We start from the raw sequence: 21384 nt of genomic DNA, 5'->3' as shown, positions 1-21384 counted from the left end.
ACCGTGCCAAGGGGGGCCCGAACGGGGGGCCAGGCAAGGTACCGTCGGATATGAGGCACCAGGAGACGCTGAACGTGGCGTCTCCCAGGCGAAGGGGAAGCACCTCGTGGCACGCATCGGTGATGGCGGCGACCTGCTCAAGTGCTCGTTCTGTGGCAAGAGCCAGAAGCAGGTGAAGAAGCTCATCGCAGGTCCCGGTGTGTACATCTGCGACGAGTGCATCGACCTCTGCAACGAGATCATCGAGGAGGAGCTCGCAGAGACCTCCGAGGTGCGGTGGGAGGAACTCCCCAAGCCGCGGGAGATCTACGAGTTCCTCGAGGGGTACGTAGTCGGCCAGGAGCCCGCCAAGAAGGCGCTCTCGGTGGCGGTCTACAACCACTACAAGCGCGTACAGGCCGGCGAGAACGCCGGCAGCGGCTCGGGCCGCGACGACGCGATCGAACTGGCCAAGTCCAACATCCTCCTGCTGGGCCCGACGGGCTCCGGCAAGACGCTGCTGGCGCAGACCCTCGCGCGCATGCTGAACGTCCCGTTCGCCATCGCCGACGCGACGGCGCTGACGGAGGCCGGCTATGTCGGCGAGGACGTCGAGAACATCCTGCTCAAGCTGATCCAGGCGGCGGACTACGACGTCAAGAAGGCCGAGACCGGGATCATCTACATCGACGAGATCGACAAGGTCGCCCGTAAGAGCGAGAACCCGTCGATCACGCGCGACGTATCGGGTGAAGGTGTCCAGCAGGCCCTCCTCAAGATCCTTGAGGGCACGACGGCCTCGGTCCCGCCGCAGGGTGGCCGGAAGCATCCGCACCAGGAATTCATCCAGATCGACACGACGAACGTGCTCTTCATCGTGGGCGGCGCGTTCGCCGGCCTCGAGAAGATCATCGAGTCGCGTGCGGGCGCGAAGGGCATCGGCTTCGGCGCGACGATCCGCTCGAAGCGCGAGATCGAGGCGAGCGACCAGTTCCAGGAGGTCATGCCGGAGGACCTGGTGAAGTTCGGGATGATCCCCGAGTTCATCGGCCGTCTCCCCGTCCTGACCTCGGTCCACAACCTCGACCGCGAGGCACTCCTCCAGATCCTGGTCGAGCCGCGCAACGCGCTGGTGAAGCAGTACGAGCGGCTCTTCGAACTCGACGGCGTGGAGCTGGAGTTCGAGCGCGAGGCGCTGGAAGCGATCGCGGACCAGGCGATCCTCCGCCAGACGGGCGCGCGTGGCTTGCGCGCCATCATGGAGGAGGTCCTGATGTCGGTGATGTACGAGGTCCCGTCCCGCAAGGACGTGGCGCGCGTCGTCATCACGGCGGACGTGGTCCACAACAACGTCAACCCGACGCTGGTCCCGCGCGAGCCGCGCATCATCAAGAACGACGGCCGCCACGAGAAGAGCGCGTAGCGGCTGCGTACGTACGCGAAGGGGCGCCCCGCCAGTCCAACTGGCCGGGCGCCCCTTCGCGTTGTGCGTGCGGTGCGTGCGGTGCGTGCGGTGCCTGCGGTGTGTGCGGGCTAATTGATCTCGACGCGCACTTCGTTGCGGACCTTGGCCGCTGTGGCGGCCGCCGCCTCCAGGGACTCGCCCTTACCGCCGAGGAGAGTGGACGCGTCGGCCTGGGTGGCGGTGCCCACGGTGCTGTGGTCGGCCCACAGGCAGGTGGGGATGTGGATGCCGCCACCACTGACGCCCACGGAGGCAGAGGCTCCCGGGCTCGACATCTTCGCCATCCGGCACTTCATCACGCCGTTCTCGAACCCGTCAGGAGTGAAGGCCTCCGATTCCCCGACGTATTCGACCTTCAGGCCCGCGACCTGGCCCCCCGAGGAGTCCTGCTCCTTCTTCTCGAACATCGCGTCGATGACGGCCTCGGGGTCCTCGATCTCGCCCCAGACGCCGGTGAAGTGCAGCTGCTTGGCGGTCGTACCCTCCCCGGACTTGTAGCTGGCGCTCTCCTGCTTGGCGTTGGAGATGCCGAGTGCTTCCATCTCCGCGGCGTCCTTGGCGGGCAGACCGCCGCTCGAAGGGGCGCCGGCGGTGGTGTCCTTCTTGTACTCGCCCAGGAGCGTTTCCGGCGCGGTCAGCTTGTACTTCTTGCCGTCGTCGGCGACCGCGCCGCCACCACCGCGGGGGCTCAGGAAGTACGCACCGCCGACGATCACCGCCAGTACCACGATCACCACGCCCACGATCAGGCCGGTCTTCTTCTTCGGCGCGCCCGGCGGCGGCGGGACCATGCCGCCGGGGTACTGGGGCTGCTGGCCGTAGGGGCCCGGCTGCTGGGGCTGGCCGTAGGGGGGCTGCTGGCCGTACGGGGCCTGCTGCTGCCCCTGCTGCGGGTAGCCGTAGCCCTGCGGCGGCGGGGCCTGCTGGGGGTAGCCGTAGCCGGGCTGGCCCTGCGGGGGCTGTTGACCGTACGGGTTCGGCTGGCCTTGCGGCGGCTGCTGGCCGTAAGGACCGGGCTGCTGCCCGCCGTACGGACCCGGCTGGTTGTAGCTCATGGACTGGGTTCCCCTCCAGATACTTATGCGTTGCCAACATCCTGGCGGAACCACCGGCACCCCGGGGCGGCGGGGCCCTCACCGTTACCAAGAATCCGGTTTCGGTACGGGGCTGTGACGCCCGTAAACTGAGCCCGTGACCGAGAACTCATCGCAGCACCCAGCCGCCCCCGCCCCCGAACTGCCGACCCAGTACGCGCCGGCCGAGGTAGAGGGGAAGCTGTACGAGCGCTGGGTGGAGCGCGGTTACTTCGAAGCGGACGAGAAGAGCGACAAAGAGCCGTACACCATCGTCATCCCGCCGCCGAACGTGACGGGATCGCTCCACCTCGGCCACGCCTTCGAGCACACGCTGATCGACGCCCTCACCCGCCGCAAGCGCATGCAGGGTTACGAGACCCTCTGGCAGCCCGGCATGGACCACGCCGGCATCGCCACGCAGAACGTCGTCGAGCGCGAGCTCGCCAAGGAGGGCAAGTCCCGCCACGACCTGGGCCGCGAGGCGTTCGTCGAGCGCGTCTGGCAGTGGAAGGACGAGTCCGGCGGCCAGATCTCCGGTCAGATGAAGCGCCTCGGTGACGGCGTCGCGTGGTCGCGCGAGCGCTTCACCATGGACGAGGGTCTGTCCAAGGCCGTCCAGACGATCTTCAAGAAGCTGTACGACGACGGGCTGATCTACCGCGCCGAGCGCATCATCAACTGGTGCCCGCGCTGTCTGACCGCGATCTCCGACATCGAGGTCGAGTACCAGGAGGACGACGGCGAGCTCGTCTCCATCCGGTACGGCTCGGGGGACTCCGAGATCGTCGTCGCGACGACCCGCGCCGAGACGATGCTCGGTGACACCGCCGTCGCCGTCCACCCCGACGACGAGCGGTACGCGCACCTCGTCGGCACCGAGATCGAGCTGCCGCTCACCGGCCGCCGCATCCCGGTCGTCGCCGACGAGCACGTCGACCCCGAGTTCGGCACGGGCGCCGTCAAGGTCACCCCCGCGCACGACCCGAACGACTTCGAGATCGGCCAGCGGCACGGTCTGCCCAACCTCGCCGTGATGGACGAGCGCGCGGTCATCACCGCGCACGGCCCCTTCCAGGGCCTCGACCGACTGGAGGCCCGCAGCGCCATCGTCGCCGCCCTGCGCGCCGAGGGCCGGATCGTCGCCGAGAAGCGTCCGTACGTCCACCAGGTCGGCCACTGCTCCCGCTGCAAGACGACCATCGAGCCGCGGCTTTCCCTCCAGTGGTGGGTCAAGGTCGGCCCGCTGGCGAAGGAGGCCGGCGACGCGGTCCGCGACGGGCGGGTCAAGATCCACCCGAAGGAGATGGAGCCCCGCTACTTCGGCTGGGTCGACAACCTCCGCGACTGGTGCATCTCGCGCCAGCTGTGGTGGGGCCACCGGATCCCCGTCTGGTACGGCCCGAACGGCGAGATCGTCTGCGTCGGTCCCGACGACGAGGCGCCGACCGGCGAGGGCTGGCACCAGGACACGGACGTCCTGGACACCTGGTTCTCCTCCGGCCTGTGGCCGTTCTCCACGCTCGGCTGGCCCGAACAGACCCCGAGCGTCGAGAAGTTCTACCCGAACTCGGTCCTCGTCACCGGCTACGACATCCTCTTCTTCTGGGTCGCCCGGATGATGATGTTCGGCATGTACGCGATGGACGGCACCCCGCCGTTCCACACCATCGCCCTGCACGGCATGGTCCGCGACCAGTTCGGCAAGAAGATGTCGAAGTCCTTCGGCAACGCGGTCAACCCGCTGGACTGGATGGACGAGTACGGATCGGACGCGGTCCGTTTCACGCTCGCGCGCGGCGCCAACCCGGGCGTCGACGTCCCGATCGGTGAGGACTGGGTCCAGGGCTCCCGCAACTTCGCCAACAAGATCTGGAACGCCACGCGCTTCGCGCTGATGAACGGTGCGACGGTCGAAGGCGAACTGCCGCCCGTCGCGCAGATGTCGGCGACCGACCGGTGGATCCTGTCGCGGCTGAACGCCACGGTCGCCGAGGTCGACGCGTACTACGAGGACTACCAGTTCGCGAAGCTCTCGGACTCGCTCTTCCACTTCGCGTGGGACGAGGTCTTCGACTGGTACGTCGAGCTGTCCAAGACCACTTTCTTCGCGGGCGGCGAGCCGGCCAAGGTCTCCGCGCGCGTCCTGGGTGAAGTCCTCGACGTCATGCTGCGCCTGCTCCACCCGGTCGTCCCCTTCGTCACCGAGACGCTGTGGACCACGCTCACCGGCAAGGAGTCGCTCGTCATCGCGGACTGGCCCAACGACTCGGGCTTCCGCGACGCCGAGGCCGAGAAGGAGATCGGTTTCGTCCAGCAGGTCGTCACCGAGGTCCGCCGGTTCCGCTCCGACCAGGGCCTCCAGTCCGGCCAGAAGGTCCCGGCCCGGCTGACCCTGGACGGGACGGCGCTGGCGCCGCACGAGGCGGCCATCCGTCAGGTGCTGCGCCTCCAGCCGGCCGGCGACGACTTCCACGCCACCGCGTCCCTGCCGGTCGCGGGCGCCAGGGTCGAGCTCGACCTGTCGGGCACGATCGACGTCGAGGCGGAGCGCAAGCGCCTGGCGAAGGACCTCGCGGCGGCCGAGAAGGAGAAGGCGCAGGCGCTCGGCAAGCTCGGGAACGAGGCGTTCCTGGCCAAGGCCCCGGACAACGTGGTCGACAAGATCCGCGGGCGGCTCGCCAAGGCCGAGACGGACATCGAGCGGATCACCGCGCAGCTCGCCGCGCTGCCGGAGAAGTAGGGATACGTACGACGAGGGCCTCCGCGCAGCTTGCGCGGGGGCCCTCGTCGTACGCGACCGGCCCGGCCGGCTACCAGTCGGCGAGGAACTCCTCCAGCCCGTCGAAGTTCTCGACGCACTTGCCCGCTCCGAGCGCCACGCAGTCCAGCGGGTCGTCCGCCACGAACACCGGGATCCCCGCGCCCTCAGCGATCCGCAGATCCAGCCCCGGCAGCAGCGCCCCGCCGCCCGTGAGCACGATGCCGTGTTCCATCACGTCGTCGGCCAGCTCGGGCGGGCACTCCTCCAGCGTCGCCTTCACCGCCGTGACGACCGCTTCGCATGCCTCGTCGAGTGCCGCCCGTATCTCGCCGGCGGACAGCTCCAAGGTGTGCGGCAGCCCACCGGGGGCTTTCTCCCGCCCGCCCACCGCGAAGGTGCGGTTCTCGAGCTCCGGGTCGTCCGCCACCGGCCACGCCGAACCGATCGCCAGCTTCACGGCCTCGGCCGTCCGCTCGCCTATGAGCAGACCGTGCTCCTTGCGGACATGGTCGGCGATCGCCGCGTCCAGCCGGTCGCCGCCCACCCGCAGCGACCACGCCGCGACGATCCCGCCGAGCGAGATCACCGCGACCTCGGTGGTGCCGCCCCCGATGTCGACCACCATCGAACCGTGGGCCTTCGACACCGGCAGTCCGGCGCCCATCGCCGCCGCCATCGGCTCGTCGACGAGATGCACCGTGCTGGCACCCACCCGCTCGGCCGCCTGGACGAGCGCGCGCTCCTCGACCGGCGTAATCCCGCTCGGTACGCACAGGACCATTCGGGTGCGGACATTGCGGCCGGGCACGGCCTTGCGCACGAAGTGCCGGATCATTTCCTCGGCTGCCGCGTAGTCGCTGATCACACCGCCCTTGAGCGGGCGGATCGCCGTGATCGAACCCGGCGTCCGGCCGATGGTGTCCCTGGCCTCGCGGCCGACCGCGAGAGCCGTGCCGGACCTCGCCTGGACCGCCACCACGGACGGTTCGTTGAGGACGATGCCCTTGCCCCGGGCGTAGACGATGGTGTTCGCCGTTCCCAGGTCTATACCGATGTCCTTGGCCGTGTCACCCATCTGGAGAAACCTCCGATCGTGGTTTCCCAGGCTGGCACGACATCGCCGGATCCGCCGCCGCAGAGCAGCCGAAGGCGGTGTAAATGCGGTCGAAGGGCGGTCGAAAGGCGGCACGGTGGTCCTGGCGGGGCGCTGTCGGTGGTGCTCCGTAGACTGGTGCCGTGAGCCAGCTCCCCCCGCACGATGACAGCGACACCCCCGACGAGCCCGACGCCTTCGAGGAGATCGTCCAGGCCGAGACAGGCCGCGACCCCGACCTGGCGGTGATCGAGGCAGGCAGCCGTACGCTGCGCACCCAAGGCGTTTCGCGGCAGGACGACGGCGCCGCAGGCCGCCCGCAGGACCCGGAGGTGGACAAGGCCCTGCGTGCCGTCGAGCAGGAGCTCGTGGGCCGCTGGCCGGAGACCAGGCTCGACCCGTCGCTGGTCCGGATGGCGGCGCTGATGGACGTCCTGGGCGAGCCCCAGCGCGCGTACCCCTCGGTCCACATCACCGGGACCAACGGCAAGACCAGCACCGCCCGCATGATCGAGGCGCTGTTCGGCGCCTTCGAGCTGCGCACCGGGCGCTACACCAGCCCGCACGTGCAGTCGATCACCGAGCGCATCAGCCTGGACGGCGCCCCGATCGACCCCGAGCGCTTCATCGAGACGTACAAGGACATCCAGCCGTACGTCGAGATGACCGACGGCATGCAGGAGCACCGCCTGTCGTTCTTCGAGACGCTGACGGGCATGGCGTATGCCGCGTTCGCCGACGCGCCCGTCGATGTGGCGGTCGTCGAGGTCGGCATGGGCGGCAGCTGGGACGCGACGAACGTGATCGACGCGTCCGTCGCCGTCGTCACGCCGATCGACCTGGACCACACCGACCGGCTCGGCGGCACGCCCGGCGAGATCGCGGTCGAGAAGGCCGGGATCATCAAGCAGGGCGCGACGGTCATCCTGGCCCAGCAGCCGGTCGACGCGGCCCAGGTCATGCTGAAGAAGGCCGTCGAGGTCGACGCGACGGTCGCCCGTGAGGGCATGGAGTTCGGCGTCGTCTCCCGCGAGGTCGCGGTCGGCGGCCAGCTGATCACGCTGCGCGGACTCGGCGGCGAGTACGAAGAGGTCTTCCTGCCACTGCACGGCGCGCACCAGGCGCACAACGCGGCGGTCGCCCTGGCGGCGGTCGAGGCGTTCTTCGGTATCGGCGCCGAGCACGCGCGCACACTCGACAACGAAACGGTCCGCAAGGCCTTCGCCTCGGTCACCTCGCCGGGCCGCCTGGAGGTCGTACGCCGCAGCCCCACGGTCGTACTGGACGCGGCGCACAACCCGGCGGGCGCGCGGGCGGCGGCGGAGGCCGTCACCGAGGCGTTCAGCTTCAGCCGGCTGATCGGGGTCGTCGGCACGAGCGGCGACAAGGATGCTCGGGGCGTTCTCGAAGCCTTCGAGCCGGTCCTCGCCGAGGTTGTCGTCACCCGTAACTCCACGCACCGCGCGATGGACGTCGACGAGCTGGCCGCGATCGCCGTCGAGGTCTTCGGCGACGACCGCGTGCAGGTCGAGCCGCGTCTGGACGACGCGCTGGAGGCTGCCGTCACCCTCGCCGAGGAAGAGGGCGAGTTCGCGGGCGGTGGCGTCCTGGTGACCGGTTCCGTGATCACGGTCGGCGAGGCCCGGCTGCTCCTGGGGAGGGGCTGAATCCTGTGCGTATGCTCTGCGCGTCCACTCTGATCAGCGAGTTCTTCGTGGTGGCCTTCGCCGGCCTGGTCGCGATGAAGTCGGACGACCTGTCGATGACCGCGGTCTGGACGGTCTGCGGCGTCGCGATGCTGTTGTCCCTGCTGCTCTGCGGGATGCTCGGCCGGCCGGGCGGGGTGCAGCTCGGATGGGCGCTTCAGATCGGCCTGATCGCGAGCGGTTTCGTGGTCCCGACGATGTTCTTCCTCGGCGTGGTCTTCGCGGGCCTGTGGTGGGCGTCGATCCACTACGGCCGCAAGATCGACGAAGCGAAGGCGCGGTGGGCGGCGGAGGCGGAGGAGGCGGGGGCGCAGCCCCAGTAGGCCGCCGCTGGTCAGTGCCGGGTGCCGTCCCTGCGGCGTGTCCTTGTAGCCTCTGGGCATTGCATCCGCTATGCCCGCAAGGAGCCGTACATGTCTCAGCGCACTCTCGTCCTTCTCAAGCCGGACGCGGTCCGACGCGGGCTGATCGGCGAGGTCGTCGGCCGCATCGAGCGCAAGGCCGGCTGGAAGATCACCGCGCTGGAGATGCGCGGCCTCGACCACGAGACGCTGGAGCAGCACTACGGCGAGCACAAGGGCCGCCCCTTCTACGAGCCGCTGGTCGAGTTCATGTCCTCCGGTCCGGTCGTCGCCCTGGTGGTCGAGGGCGAGCGCGTCATCGAGGGTGTACGCCAGTTGGCGGGTCCCACTGACCCGATCGCCGCAGCGCCCGGCTCCATCCGTGGAGATTTCGGGAGCATCGTGCGGGAGAACCTGATCCACGCCTCGGACTCCGAGGAGTCCGCGGAGCGAGAGCTGAAGCTTTTCTTCCCCGGCATTTCCTGACATAACGTCAGCCAAATAGAGGTCATGGCCTGGGGCGACCGAAGTAATTCGGCCGCCCCCCGGCATATGCGGGAAGATGCGGGGAACGGATCCCTCCGACACGACGTCACCATTACTGGGACGGGTACGTGTTCCGCTCACAATGGCGAAGGACCCTCGCACTGCCCATCCGTGCAGGCGGCACTACGATGAAACCTCCACGCCCGCACCACCCACTTCGCCGTCCTAAAAGCCAACCGCTCCACTTGGGAAGGCCCGACGCATCCTCATGGGGAACAAGGGGAACTCAATGTCGTTCATCGGCCGTGACATGGCTGTCGACCTCGGGACCGCCAACACGCTGGTGTACGTCAGGGGTAAAGGGATCGTGCTCAACGAGCCCTCCGTCGTCGCCATCAACACCAACACCGGCGGCATTCTCGCCGTAGGTTCCGAGGCCAAGAAGATGATCGGCCGGACGCCGGGCAACATCGTTGCCGTCCGGCCGCTGAAGGACGGCGTCATCGCCGACTTCGAGATCACCGAGCGGATGCTCCGCTACTTCATCCTGAAGATCCACAAGCGCCGCTACCTGGCCCGCCCCCGGGTCGTCGTCTGCGTACCCTCCGGCATCACCGGAGTCGAGCGCCGCGCCGTCATCGAGGCATCCACCCAGGCCGGCGCCCGCCAGGTGCACATCATCGAGGAGCCCATGGCCGCGGCCATCGGCTCGGGCCTGCCCGTCCACGAAGCCACCGGCAACATGGTCGTGGACATCGGTGGCGGCACCACCGAGGTCGCCGTCATCTCGCTCGGAGGAATCGTCACGGCACAGTCGATCCGGGTCGCCGGCGACGAGCTGGACAGCTCGATCATCCAGCACATCAAGAAGGAGTACTCCCTCCTGCTCGGTGAGCGCACCGCCGAGCAGATCAAGATCACGATCGGCTCGGCGTTCGACCTGGAGAAGGACGAGCACACCGAGATCCGCGGCCGCGACCTCGTCTCCGGTCTGCCCAAGACCGTCGTCATCTCCGCCGCCGAGGTCCGCAAGGCCATCGAAGAGCCGGTCAACGCCATCGTCGACGCCGTGAAGACCACGCTCGACAAGTGCCCGCCCGAGCTCTCCGGTGATGTCATGGACCGCGGCATCGTCCTCACCGGCGGCGGCGCCCTGCTGCGCGGTCTCGACGAGCGCCTGCGCCGCGAGACCGGCATGCCGATCCACATCGCCGAGGACCCGCTCGACTCCGTGGCGCTCGGAGCGGGCAAGTGCGTCGAGGAGTTCGAGGCGCTCCAGCAGGTACTGGACGCCCAGCCCCGGCGATGAGCCGTTCCGACGAATCCGCCGTACGAGGCCTTCCCTCTCGTGCGGCGGATCGTTGATATACAGACATAAGAATTCCGACAGGAAGGCACGGCCGCCGCACGTGAGGGACACACGAGAGAGCCGGCTGCTCCTGGTGCTGCTGATCGCCATCGCGTTCGCGTTGATCACGGTGGACATCCGTGGCGGCGAGGAGTCGCCGGTCGACGGCGCCAGGCGGGCGGCAGCCACCGTCTTCGGACCGGTGGAGAACGCGGTCGCCACAGCTGTCGACCCGATCGGCAACGCCGTCGGTGCCGTTCGGGACTCCGGTGAGCGGCACGACCGCCTCGCCGTCCTCGAGCGCGAGAACGCCGCACTCAAGCAGAAGCTCGGCAGCGACGACCGCAACCGCAGCGGCGTGCGCCAGCTCGACAAGATGCTCAAGAGAGCCGGCGCAGGCCAATACGGCATCAAGGGCGCCGAAGTCATCGCGATAGGAGCGGCTCAGGGATTCTCCTGGACCGTCACCATCGACTCGGGCAGCAACGACGGCATCAAGCGCGACATGACCGTACTCAACGGCGACGGGCTCGTCGGCCGCGTCACCACCGTCGGCCCGAGCACCTCGACCGTGCTGCTCGCCAGCGACCCGGACTTCACCGTCGGCACCCGTCTGGAGAAGACCGACGAGCTCGGCTTCGCCACCGGCCAGGGCGACCGCCCGCTGCGCGTGCAGATGCTCAACGGCAAGGCCAAGATCAAGGCGGGCGACCGGCTCGTCACCTTCGGCTCGCAGGGCGCCAAGCCGTTCGTGCCGGGTGTCCCGGTCGGCCGGGTCGTCCGCGTCGACCCGTCCGGCGGCGACCTCACCCGTACCGTCTACGTCCGCCCGTACGTCGGCTTCACCAAGCTCGACATCGTCGGCGTCGTCGTACAGGCCCCGCGTGAGGACCCGCGCGACATGGTCCTGCCGCCCAAGCCCGCACCTTCCAAGCCCGTTCCCAGGGTCACCGTCACGGTCACCCCCTCGGCGCCCGCCGACGGCGCCCTTCCCGCCGATGGCACCGAGTAGGAGCTGAACCTCATGCGCTTCAACCGGATGCTGCTCTCCACGACCCTGGTGGTCGTCGCCCTGGTCGTCCAGGTCACCGTTCTCGCCAGGCTCCAACTCCCCGGCGCCGTACCGGACTTGATGCTCCTCACCGTTCTCGGTCTCGCCTTCGTGTACGGGAGCACCAGCGGCGCCCTCATCGGTTTCGGCGCGGGGCTCCTCGCCGACCTCGCCCCGCCCGCCGACCACGCGGCGGGCCGCTACGCGCTCGTCCTGTGCGTCATCGGCTACCTCGCCGGGCTCGCCAAGCCGGAGAACGGCCAGATCAAGTCCGCGACCGCCCCGATGGTCGCGGTCGTGGTCGCCGCTATCGGCTCCACCCTTCTGTACGCCGGAGTGGGCGCCCTGGTCGGTGACACCGCCGCCCGCCATGTGGGCATCGTGAACCTGCTGTTCACCTCCGCGCTGTACGACCTGCTGCTCGCCCCGTTCGTCGTGCCGGTGGTCATGGCGCTGGCGAGACGCGCCGAGAACGATCCGCTCGCCGACAGCCAGAGCGGCAACAACGGCGCCGACGTGGCCAGCGGCTGGCTCGCCTCCGGCACCGGGCTGCGCATCGGCAGCCAGCGCGCCGGAATGAGGGTCAAGGCCGCACGCTCGCGGGCGGCGCGGGCCGGACGTATCAAGGGGGTCAAGCGCCTGTGACCGCTCGCGCCAAGGAGGGGACCGCCGCATGAGCAACATTCCCGAGACCGGGCGGACTCCCCGGGTCCAGATCCGGCTCATCATCATCCAGGTCCTCGTCTTCTCCCTCCTGCTCACCCTCGGCGGCCGCCTCTGGTACCTCCAGATCCGCAACGGCGACGAGTACACCGCCGAAGCCGCCGGCAACGGCGTCCAGCAGGTCGTCCAGCCCGCCGTCCGCGGCTCGATCCTCGACGCGCGCGGCGTGCCGCTCGCCGACAACGAGACCCGCCTCGTCGTCTCCGCCAGCCGCACCGAGCTGATGAAGATGAAGGACGACGGGAAGGAGGTGCTGGCCCGGCTCGCCGGCGTACTCGGCATGAAGCCCAAGGAAGTCGCCGACAAGGTCAGGCTCTGCGACAACGAGACCCCCCAGCCCTGCTGGAACGGCTCGCCCTACCAGCCGATCCCCGTGACCGACGAGGCCACCACCAAGCAGGCCCTCCAGATCCGCGAGCGCGCCGAGGACTTCCCCGGCATCACCGCCGAGCCGACGGCCGTACGCCGCTACACCGCTCCGGGGAAGGCCAGGACCGCCCAGGTCCTCGGCTACCTCTCACCGGTCACCGACGAGGAGATCGAGAAGGCGAAGGACGGCCCGTCGCCGTACCTGCGCTCCGACATGGTCGGCCGCTCAGGACTTGAGCGTACGTACGACAAGGAGCTGCGCGGCAAGGCAGGCGTCACGCGCTACGAGGTCGACAACCTCGGCCGCGTCATGGGCGAGGCGGAGAACGACCCGACGGTGCCCGGCGCCAACGTCGTCACCAGCATCGACGCCCGGGTCCAGGCCGTCGCCGAGTACGAGCTCCACCAGGCGATGAAGACCGTCCGCAAGGAGACCGACAAGATCACCGGCCGCAAGTACGAGGCCGACGCGGGCGCGGTCGTCGTCATGGAGTCCAAGACCGGCCGCGTCGTCTCGATGGCCTCGCAGCCCGACTACGACCCGAACGCCTGGATCGGCGGCATCAACGGCAAGGAGTACGCGCGGCTCACGGACAAGAAGTCCAACTACCCGCTGCTCAACCGGGCCATCCAGGGCCAGGCACCCGCCGGCTCCGTCTTCAAGGTGGTGTCGGCGAGCGCCGCCGTGCGGGCCGGCAACCCCTTCGACGGCCGCTACAACTGCAGCAGTTCGTACAGCATGGGCAACCGGAGCTTCGCGAACTTCGAGTCCAAGGGGCACGGCCCCATCTCCCTCGGTGACGCCCTCAAGTTCTCCTGCAACACCGTCTTCTACCGTCTCGGCCACGAGGAGTGGCAGCGTGACGGCGGCATAAAGCCGAAGAAGGGCGCCAACGACTGGTTCTACCGGACCGCCCATGACTTCGGCTTCGGCTCCGAGACCGGCATCGACCTGCCGAACGAGGTCAAGGGCCGCATCCCCGACCGCCAGTGGAAGCAGAACTTCTGGGAGGCCAACAAGGACGCCTGGTGCAAGCAGGGCAAGAAGGGCGGCAGCTACGTCGAGCAGATCGCCTACGAGAGCTGCCTCGAAGGCAACCAGCTGAAGGCCTTCGACAGCATCAACTTCGCCATCGGCCAGGGCGACGTTCTCATCACCCCCATCCAGCTGGCCACCGCCTACGCCGCCATCAGCAACGGCGGCACCGTTTACAACCCCACCCTCGGCAAGGCCGTGATCAGCCCCGACGGCAAGAGGATCGAGGAGATCAAACCCAAGAGCGACGGCAAGCTGCCCGTCGACGCCGAAACGATCAGTGACCTCGACAAGGGCCTGCGCTCCGTCGTCGAGCCCGGCGGCACCGCCGCCTGGCGGTTCGGCGGCTGGCCTCAGGACAAGATCCCGATGCGGGCCAAGACTGGCACCGCCCAGGTCTACGGCAAGCAGACCACCTCGTGGTTCGCGACCTACACCGACGACTACACGATCGTCATGACGATCTCCCAGGGCGGCACGGGCTCCGGCGCCTCCGGCCCCGCCGTGCGGAACATCTACGACGCCCTCTACGGCGTCAGCGACGACGGCGAGATCAACCCGAAGAAGGCGCTTCTCCCCAAGCCGCAGAAGGAGCTCCCGAAGATCGGTTCGGACGGTTCCATCGACGCGCCGGAGATCAGGCCGTACGTACCCGAGAAGCCCAAGGACCCGGCTGCGGACCAGCAGATCGCTATCGGCAGGAGCGGCGACTGATGGCCGGCCCACACGGTTTCTCCGTCCAGCGGTACGCCCCCGAGCGCGGCACCCTCGCCAAGCTCACCGCCCGCGACTCCATGGTGCGCAGACTCGACTGGCCGCTGCTCTGGGCGTCGCTCGCGCTGTCCGTCATCGGCGCGCTGCTCGTCTGGTCCGCGACCCGCACACGCGACCAGCTCAACCAGGGCGACCCGGAGTACTTCCTCTGGCGTCACATCCTCAACACCGGCATCGGCCTCGCCCTGATGATCGGCACGATCTGGCTGGGACACCGCACCCTGCGCGGCGCGGTCCCGGTCCTCTACGGCCTGTCCGTGGTGCTGGTCCTCGCCGTACTCACCCCGCTCGGCGCGACCATCAACGGCGCGCACGCCTGGATCGTGATCGGTGGCGGGTTCTCCCTCCAGCCCTCCGAGTTCACCAAGATCACGATCATCCTGATCATGGCCATGCTGCTCGCCGCCCGCGTCGACGCGGGCGACCAGGATCATCCCGACCACCGCACCGTGGTCAAGGCGCTGTGCCTCGCCGTCGTACCGATCGTCGTCATCATGCTGATGCCCGACCTCGGCTCGGTCATGGTCATAGCGGTGATCATCCTCGGGGTGCTGCTCACCTCCGGTGCCTCCAACCGCTGGGTCCTCGGCCTCATCGGCACGGGCACCATCGGCGCCGTCGTCGTCTGGCAGATCGGCCTGCTCGACGAGTACCAGATCAACCGCTTCGCCGCGTTCGCCAACCCCGAACTGGACCCGGCGGGCGTCGGCTACAACACCAACCAGGCACGCATCGCGATCGGCTCCGGCGGCCTCACCGGCACCGGCCTCTTCAAGGGCAGCCAGACCACGGGACAGTTCGTACCCGAGCAGCAGACCGACTTCGTCTTCACCGTCGCCGGTGAGGAACTCGGCTTCGTGGGCGCGGGCCTGATCCTGCTGCTGCTCGGCGTGGTGCTGTGGCGCGCCTGCCGCATCGCCCGCGAGACGACCGAGTTGTACGGCACGATCGTCGCCGGCGGCATCATCGCCTGGTTCGCCTTCCAGTCGTTCGAGAACATCGGGATGACGCTCGGCATCATGCCGGTGGCGGGACTGCCGCTGCCGTTCGTGTCGTACGGCGGGTCGTCGATGTTCGCGGTCTGGGTCGCGATCGGACTGCTCCAGTCGATCAGGGTGCAGCGGCCCATAACGGCATAGCCTCTGCCCATGATTCCGATTCACGTCTAGATTCGATTCATGGCGGACACGAAGCGTGAGACCGAGCGGAAGTACGAGGCCACTGACGAGACCCGGCTGCCTGACCTGACCAAGGTGGCCGGGGTCTCGTCCGTACTGGACAAGGGCGTCGCGGAGCTCGACGCCGTCTACTACGACACCGACGACCTGCGGCTCGCCGCCGACTCCATCACCCTGCGCCGCCGCACCGGCGGCGACGACGCCGGCTGGCACCTCAAGCTTCCGGTCTCCCCGGACGTACGCGACGAGATCCGGGCGCCGCTGGTGGACGACCTTCCACCCTCCCTTGCCGCCCTGATCCGGTCCCGGACCCGCGCGGAGCCGGTCGTTCCCGTCGTACGGCTGCGCAGCGTGCGCGACGTACGCCATCTCCTGGACGCCGATGGGGGACTGCTCGCCGAGGTCAGTGTCGACACCGTCACCGCGCAGCGGATCGGCGTCCCGGCCGGCGGCGCCACCACCCGCTGGACCGAGATCGAGGTCGAGCTCTCCGACGAGGGCGACCCGGCCTTCCTCGACGCGGTCGGGAAGAAACTCCGCAAGGCCGGACTGCGCCCCGCCACGTCGGCGTCCAAGCTGGCCAGGGCTCTGGCGGACACGGCCCCGTCGTGGAAGAGGCCGGAGGAGGAGAAGCCGGGCGCGACCGCCGGCGACCACGTCCTCGCGTACCTGCGCAAGCAGTACGAGGCGCTGGTGGCGTACGACCCCGCCGTGCGGCGTGACTTGCCCGACTCGGTCCACCAGATGCGTGTGGCCACCCGCCGGGTGCGCAGCGCCCTGCGGACCTACCGCAAGGTCCTGGACCGGGCGGCCACCGATCCGGTCGTCGCGGAACTCAAGTGGCTGGCACGCGAGCTGGGCGCCGAACGCGACCAGGAGGTGCTGGACGCCCGGCTCCGGGCCCGGATCGACGACGTACCCGAGACGCTCCTCCTGGGCCCGGTGCGAGGGCGGCTGCGCATCTGGTCCGTGGCCGGCCGCGAGAACTCGCGCTCCCGGACCCTCGCGGCGCTCGACAGCCGGCGGCACCTGGACCTCCTCGACGCCCTGCACGCCCTGCTGGCCGATCCGCCGCTGCGCCCCGCCGCAGCGAGGCCCGCCGCCGACGTCCTGCCCAAGGCGGTCCTCAAGGACTACGGCCGGCTGGCCCACCGCATGGAGTCGGCCCTCGCGCTGCCCTCCGGAGACGAGCGGGACCGGGCGATGCACAACGCCCGTAAGGCCGCCAAGCGCACCCGTTACGCCGCCGACGCGGCCCGGCCCGCTCTCGGCAAGCCCGCCAAGCGGTTCTCGAAGCGGGTCAAGGCCGTCCAGTCCGTACTGGGCGGGCACCAGGACAGCGTGGTGGCGCGTGAGACGCTGCGGACCCTGGGTGTCCAGGCCCACGCGGCGGGCGAGACGTCGTTCACCTGGGGCCTGCTGTACGAGCGTGAGGACGCCACCGCCGGGGCGGGGGAACGGAAGCTGCCGCGGGTGTGGAAGCGGGCCACGGCCGGGAAACTCCGGGCGGATCTGGGCGACTGAGCGCCGGGGTACGCTGGATGGTCACCCCTGCCAGCTCATGAGAGACACACGATGCCTGTCGAGTCGGTCTTCCCACGCCTGGAAGCGCTTCTCCCGCATGTCCAGAAGCCGATCCAGTACGTCGGCGGCGAACTCAACTCCACCGTCAAGGACTGGGACGCAACGGACGTCCGGTGGGCGCTCATGTACCCCGACGCATACGAGGTCGGGCTGCCCAACCAGGGCGTCATGATCCTTTACGAGGTACTGAACGAGCGCGAGGGGGTCCTTGCCGAGCGCACCTACAGCGTGTGGCCGGACCTCGAAGCGCTCATGCGCGAGCACAAGGTCCCGCAGTTCACGGTGGACGCGCACCGGCCCGTCAAGGCGTTCGACGTCTTCGGGCTCAGCTTCTCCACCGAGCTCGGCTACACGAACATGCTGACGGCCCTGGACCTGGCGGGCATCCCGCTGGAGTCCAAGGACCGCACGCTCGACGACCCGATCGTCCTCGCGGGCGGGCACGCCGCCTTCAACCCCGAGCCGATCGCGGAGTTCATCGACTGCGCGGTGATCGGTGACGGCGAGCAGGCCGTCCTGGAGATCACCGAGATCGTCCGCGCCTGGAAGGCCGAGGGCCGTCCGGGCGGGCGCGACGAGGTGCTGTTCCGGCTGAGCAAGACCGGCGGCGTGTACGTTCCGCGCTTCTACGACGTCGAGTACCTGCCGGACGGCCGCATCGGCCGCGTCGTACCCAACCGCTCCGGTGTGCCGTGGCGCGTGTCCAAGCACACCGTCATGGACCTCGACGAGTGGCCCTACCCGAAGCAGCCGCTGGTCCCGCTCGCGGAGACCGTCCACGAGCGGATGTCCGTCGAGATCTTCCGCGGCTGCACCCGCGGCTGCCGTTTCTGCCAGGCCGGCATGATCACGCGCCCCGTGCGGGAGCGAAGCATCACCGGCATCGGCGACATGGTGGAGAAGGGTCTCAAGGCGACCGGCTTCGAGGAGGTCGGCCTGCTGTCGCTCTCCTCCGCGGACCACACCGAGATCGCCGACGTGGCGAAGGGCCTGGCCGACCGCTACGAGGAAGACAAGATCGGCCTGTCGCTCCCGTCGACCCGCGTGGACGCGTTCAACATCGACCTCGCCAACGAGCTGACCAGGAACGGCCGCAGGTCCGGCCTGACCTTCGCCCCCGAGGGCGGTTCGGAGCGTATCCGCAAGGTCATCAACAAGATGGTCTCGGAAGAGGACCTCATCCGGACGGTCTCGACGGCGTACGGCAACGGCTGGCGCCAGGTGAAGCTGTACTTCATGTGCGGCCTGCCCACCGAGACCGACGAGGACGTCCTGCAGATCGGTGACATGGCCGTGAAGGTCATCGCCGAGGGCCGCAAGGTGTCCGGCCAGAACGACATCCGCTGCACGGTGTCGATCGGCGGGTTCGTGCCCAAGCCGCACACCCCGTTCCAGTGGGCGCCGCAGCTCAGCGCCGAGGAGACGGACGCGCGCCTGGAGAAGCTGCGCGACAAGATCCGCGGCGACAAGAAGTACGGCCGTTCCATCGGTTTCCGCTACCACGACGGCAAGCCCGGCATCGTCGAGGGACTCCTCTCGCGCGGCGACCGGCGCATCGGCTCCGTCATCCGCGCCGTCTACGAGGGCGGCGGCCGCTTCGACGGCTGGCGCGAGTACTTCAGTTACGACCGCTGGATGGACGCCGCCGCGAAGACCCTGCCGGACTTCGGCGTGGACGTCGACTGGTACACGACGCGTGAGCGCACGTACGAGGAGGTCCTGCCCTGGGACCACCTGGACTCCGGTCTCGACAAGGACTGGCTCTGGGAGGACTGGCAGGACTCGCTCGACGAGACCGAGGTCGAGGACTGCCGCTGGACTCCGTGCTTCGACTGTGGCGTGTGCCCTCAGCTCGATCTCGACATCCAAATCGGCCCGACGGGCAAGAAGTTGCTGCCGCTGACGGTCGTGAAGTAGGAGTTCCGAGCTGTCCGAAGGCCCGGCCGGGGAAAGCCCCCTCGGCCGGGCCTTCGCGCGTAACGGCGTAACGGCGTAACGGATCGACACCGGACTTTCGATGCGGGATCCGGACGGCGTGCTGACGCGTCTGTCCAGGCATGGACTTGGAAAAGCGGCCGCAGTCACAGGCCCAGCCGCAGCCGCCCGCGCCTTCGCGCGAAGCACCGCAGGCGGAGGGCTGTCTGACTGCCGTCATCAGGATCCCGGTGCGCATCGTCGTGCTGGTTCTGGTCGTCCCGGTACGGATGGTGTGGGATCTGCTCACCGTCTGCGGGAAGGCGGTGGGGCGTGCGCTGGCCGCGGTCTGCCAAGTGCTGGTCGTGACGCCGCTGGTGTGGCTGTACGGGAACGTGCTCGTCCCGGTCGCGAAGGCGCTCGGCCACGTCGCTCACGCCCTGCTCGTCATGCCGTGGGTGCTGCTGTGGAAGTACGTCGTGGTGCCCGTCGTCCGGTACGGGATCGTCGTGCCGGCGGTGTGGCTGTACCGGCGGGTGCTGACTCCGGTGGGGCACGGACTCGCCTGGCTGGGGCGCACGTTCGGGCATGCGGTGGCGGCCGCCGGGCGTGCCGTGGGCACGGCGGTGGCCTGGGTGGTCCGGACGTTCGTCGTGGTGCCGCTGGCGTGGCTGTACGCGTACGTGCTCACCCCGGTCGGGCGCGGGCTGGCCTGGCTGGGGAAGGCGGTGTTCGTGTGGCCGTGGGTGGCGTTGTGGGGGTACGTGCTCGCTCCGGTGGGGCGGGGGATCGCGTGGCTGGCCGTCGGGCTCGGGCGCGGGGTGGTCTGGTGCGTGATGACTGTCCTGGTGGCGCCCGTCGCGTGGGTGTGGCGCGTGGTGCTGGTCCCGGTGGGGGTGGAGGTCGCCGCCGCGTTCGGGCACGCCTGGCGCGTCGCCGGGTACATCTCGCGGGCCGTCGGACGCGCGCTGAAGTGGCTCGGGTGGAATCTGGTGGGGCGCCCCGTGCGCTGGGTGTGGCTCGGTGTGTGTACGCCGGTGGGGCACTGGGTGCGTGACAGCGTTTGGGCGCCGGTGAAGCGGGCGGCCGTCGAAGCCGGCCGGGCGGCGCGCGGGGCGCTGCGGAGCGCGCGGGAGACGGTGCGCCGGGCTCGGCGCGACGCGTGGCGTGCGCTGGTCGGAGGGCCGGCGGACACCTGGCCGTCGGAGCGCGGGGCGTTGCGGGGCGAGGCGGTACCGGGCGATGGGGTGCAGGGCGAGGCGGTGCGGCGCGGGGCAGCACCCGGGGCCGCGGCCCCGGGTGCTGCGCCCGGGAAGCCGGGCCTCGGTCGGTGCCTGGGCCCCGTTGAGCCGCAGCCCCTGTCCGGTGCGGGCGAAAGCGCGGGTCGGGCGGTGTCCGGCCACGCCCCTGTCGTGGAGCACCCGCTCCGTGCCTCCGGGGCCCGGCCGGGCCCGGCCGCCGAGGCCGGGGAACCGGCGGGGGCCGCTGCGCGTACTCTGGGTAGTAAGACGACTGCCCCCAGCGCGGCACCCGCGTCCGAGATCTCCCTGCCTGGAGAGCACACAGCCAAGCAGGGGTGAGCCGGCCGCCGGGACGACGCGAGGGGATGCCCCCACGCCGGAGGGTGACGCGCGGACAGCGCGCCGCCCCGCACGAGGAGAAGAACCACTGGGCAAGCGACAGCCCGAAGGCCCGCCGCCCGCACCGGCGGTGCAGCGCATCCGACTGCGCTACACCAAGCGCGGCCGCCTCCGGTTCACCAGCCACCGCGACTTCCAGCGCGCCTTCGAGCGGGCACTGCGACGCGCCGACGTACCCATGGCGTACTCGGCGGGTTTCACCCCGCACCCGAAGGTCTCGTACGCCAATGCCGCACCCACCGGCACGGGCAGCGAGGCCGAGTACCTGGAAATCGCACTGACCGCCACGCGGGACGCCGACGAGCTGCGCGAGCTGCTCAACGGGTCGCTCCCGGACGGGCTCGACATCACGGACGCGGTCGAAGCGCGTACGTCGGGTCTCGCCGACCGGCTGCAGGCCTCCGTTTGGGAGATGCGCCTCGACGGCGTCGCTCCCGAGGACGCGGAGAAGGCCGTCGAGGCGTTCCTCGCGGCCGAGACCGTCGAGGTCCAGCGCCGTACCAAGAACGGCATGCGGTCCTTCGACGCGCGGAGCGCCGTCGCGGATCTGCGGGCCGTCCCCGCACCGTCCGATAGGCCGGGGGACGGGCCCTGTGCGATACTGCGGCTGGTTGTTCGGCATTTGACACCCGCCGTACGACCCGACGACGTCCTGTCCGGTCTCCGAGCTGTGGCCGACCTGGCGCCGCCGGTCCCCGCAGCGGTGACCAGGCTGGCGCAGGGGCTCTTCGACGAGGAGTCCGGCACGGTGACCGACCCGCTCACGCCCGACCGCGAGGCAGTCACGGCCGCCCCACCCACGGCCGCCGGACTGACCGCCGCGAAGGCGTCGGAAGGTGCAGGTTCCGCGTAGGGCGGTC

16 protein-coding genes are annotated in these 21384 nt (G+C 69.6%); 14 read left to right on the top strand and 2 right to left on the bottom strand.

Features of this window, described 5'->3' with window-relative positions; genetic code table 11:
• Positions 1–106 precede the first annotated feature (106 nt).
• Positions 107–1402, top strand: a complete 1296-nt coding sequence (gene clpX / locus AC1P0E_RS10805; protein WP_069928765.1) for an ATP-dependent Clp protease ATP-binding subunit ClpX — start codon at positions 107–109, stop codon at positions 1400–1402.
• A 110-nt stretch (positions 1403–1512) separates the two neighbouring features.
• On the opposite strand, the gene AC1P0E_RS10800 is transcribed toward clpX, so the two are convergent.
• Positions 1513–2499: a hypothetical protein gene (locus AC1P0E_RS10800; protein WP_482741956.1), complete on the bottom strand. Its 987-nt coding sequence runs from the start codon at positions 2497–2499 to the stop codon at positions 1513–1515.
• A gap of 136 nt (positions 2500–2635) precedes the next feature.
• Between AC1P0E_RS10800 and AC1P0E_RS10795 the strand changes: the two genes are divergently transcribed.
• Positions 2636–5260: a valine--tRNA ligase gene (locus AC1P0E_RS10795; protein WP_482741955.1), complete on the top strand. Its 2625-nt coding sequence runs from the start codon at positions 2636–2638 to the stop codon at positions 5258–5260.
• A gap of 70 nt (positions 5261–5330) precedes the next feature.
• On the opposite strand, the gene AC1P0E_RS10790 is transcribed toward AC1P0E_RS10795, so the two are convergent.
• Positions 5331–6356 carry a rod shape-determining protein gene (locus AC1P0E_RS10790; RefSeq protein ID WP_482741954.1) on the bottom strand — a complete coding sequence of 342 codons (1026 nt, stop codon included), beginning with the start codon at positions 6354–6356 and terminating at the stop codon, positions 5331–5333.
• Between the two features lie 161 nt (positions 6357–6517).
• On the opposite strand from AC1P0E_RS10790, the gene folC reads away from it, so the two are divergent.
• The 12 genes from folC (at position 6518) to AC1P0E_RS10730 (ending at position 21377) form a co-directional block, all read left to right on the top strand.
• Positions 6518–8041, top strand: a complete 1524-nt coding sequence (gene folC, locus AC1P0E_RS10785; RefSeq protein ID WP_482741953.1) for a bifunctional tetrahydrofolate synthase/dihydrofolate synthase — start codon at positions 6518–6520, stop codon at positions 8039–8041.
• 5 nt (positions 8042–8046) lie between these two features.
• Positions 8047–8403, top strand: a complete 357-nt coding sequence (locus AC1P0E_RS10780; RefSeq protein WP_482741952.1) for a DUF4233 domain-containing protein — start codon at positions 8047–8049, stop codon at positions 8401–8403.
• A gap of 90 nt (positions 8404–8493) precedes the next feature.
• Positions 8494–8907 (top strand): nucleoside-diphosphate kinase, encoded by a 414-nt coding sequence (gene ndk / locus AC1P0E_RS10775; RefSeq protein ID WP_482741951.1) that lies wholly within the window; start codon positions 8494–8496, stop codon positions 8905–8907.
• A gap of 289 nt (positions 8908–9196) precedes the next feature.
• A complete protein-coding gene (locus AC1P0E_RS10770) occupies positions 9197–10216 on the top strand; it encodes a rod shape-determining protein (RefSeq protein ID WP_093800865.1) in 1020 nt (339 codons plus the stop codon).
• Between the two features lie 100 nt (positions 10217–10316).
• Positions 10317–11267, top strand: coding sequence for a rod shape-determining protein MreC (mreC, locus tag AC1P0E_RS10765; protein WP_482741950.1), 951 nt, complete (start codon positions 10317–10319; stop codon positions 11265–11267).
• Between the two features lie 12 nt (positions 11268–11279).
• On the top strand, positions 11280–11951 hold the full coding sequence (mreD, locus tag AC1P0E_RS10760) for a rod shape-determining protein MreD (protein ID WP_482741949.1): 672 nt from the start codon (positions 11280–11282) through the stop codon (positions 11949–11951).
• A 28-nt stretch (positions 11952–11979) separates the two neighbouring features.
• Complete coding sequence (mrdA, locus tag AC1P0E_RS10755) at positions 11980–14148, top strand: penicillin-binding protein 2 (protein ID WP_482741948.1); 2169 nt, start codon at positions 11980–11982, stop codon at positions 14146–14148.
• Positions 14148–15347 carry a rod shape-determining protein RodA gene (gene rodA, locus AC1P0E_RS10750; protein ID WP_482741947.1) on the top strand — a complete coding sequence of 400 codons (1200 nt, stop codon included), beginning with the start codon at positions 14148–14150 and terminating at the stop codon, positions 15345–15347. The genes mrdA and rodA overlap by 1 nt, the downstream gene beginning before the upstream one ends.
• 39 nt (positions 15348–15386) lie before the next feature.
• A complete protein-coding gene (locus tag AC1P0E_RS10745) occupies positions 15387–16910 on the top strand; it encodes a CYTH and CHAD domain-containing protein (RefSeq protein WP_482741946.1) in 1524 nt (507 codons plus the stop codon).
• 51 nt (positions 16911–16961) lie between these two features.
• The gene (locus AC1P0E_RS10740; protein ID WP_482741945.1) at positions 16962–18887 is read left to right on the top strand and encodes a TIGR03960 family B12-binding radical SAM protein; all 1926 of its coding nucleotides are present in this window, start codon (positions 16962–16964) and stop codon (positions 18885–18887) included.
• Between the two features lie 140 nt (positions 18888–19027).
• On the top strand, positions 19028–20464 hold the full coding sequence (locus tag AC1P0E_RS10735; RefSeq protein ID WP_482741944.1) for a hypothetical protein: 1437 nt from the start codon (positions 19028–19030) through the stop codon (positions 20462–20464).
• A 130-nt stretch (positions 20465–20594) separates the two neighbouring features.
• Positions 20595–21377 carry a TIGR03936 family radical SAM-associated protein gene (locus AC1P0E_RS10730; RefSeq protein ID WP_482741943.1) on the top strand — a complete coding sequence of 261 codons (783 nt, stop codon included), beginning with the start codon at positions 20595–20597 and terminating at the stop codon, positions 21375–21377.
• Positions 21378–21384: the final 7 nt, after the last annotated feature.

This window comes from Streptomyces sp. TRD_SC_5, assembly GCF_056836825.1.
This window is presented reverse-complemented; position numbering and strand designations above follow the sequence as displayed.

Coding starts and splice junctions, on each gene's coding strand:
- AC1P0E_RS10790 (WP_482741954.1), bottom strand. CDS start 6,356: ATGGGTGACACGGCCAAGGACATCGGTATAGACCTGGGAACGGCGAAC.
- AC1P0E_RS10745 (WP_482741946.1), top strand. CDS start 15,387: ATGGCGGACACGAAGCGTGAGACCGAGCGGAAGTACGAGGCCACTGAC.
- AC1P0E_RS10770 (WP_093800865.1), top strand. CDS start 9,197: ATGTCGTTCATCGGCCGTGACATGGCTGTCGACCTCGGGACCGCCAAC.
- mrdA (WP_482741948.1), top strand. CDS start 11,980: ATGAGCAACATTCCCGAGACCGGGCGGACTCCCCGGGTCCAGATCCGG.
- rodA (WP_482741947.1), top strand. CDS start 14,148: ATGGCCGGCCCACACGGTTTCTCCGTCCAGCGGTACGCCCCCGAGCGC.
- ndk (WP_482741951.1), top strand. CDS start 8,494: ATGTCTCAGCGCACTCTCGTCCTTCTCAAGCCGGACGCGGTCCGACGC.
- AC1P0E_RS10735 (WP_482741944.1), top strand. CDS start 19,028: ATGGACTTGGAAAAGCGGCCGCAGTCACAGGCCCAGCCGCAGCCGCCC.
- AC1P0E_RS10740 (WP_482741945.1), top strand. CDS start 16,962: ATGCCTGTCGAGTCGGTCTTCCCACGCCTGGAAGCGCTTCTCCCGCAT.
- AC1P0E_RS10800 (WP_482741956.1), bottom strand. CDS start 2,499: ATGAGCTACAACCAGCCGGGTCCGTACGGCGGGCAGCAGCCCGGTCCT.
- mreD (WP_482741949.1), top strand. CDS start 11,280: ATGCGCTTCAACCGGATGCTGCTCTCCACGACCCTGGTGGTCGTCGCC.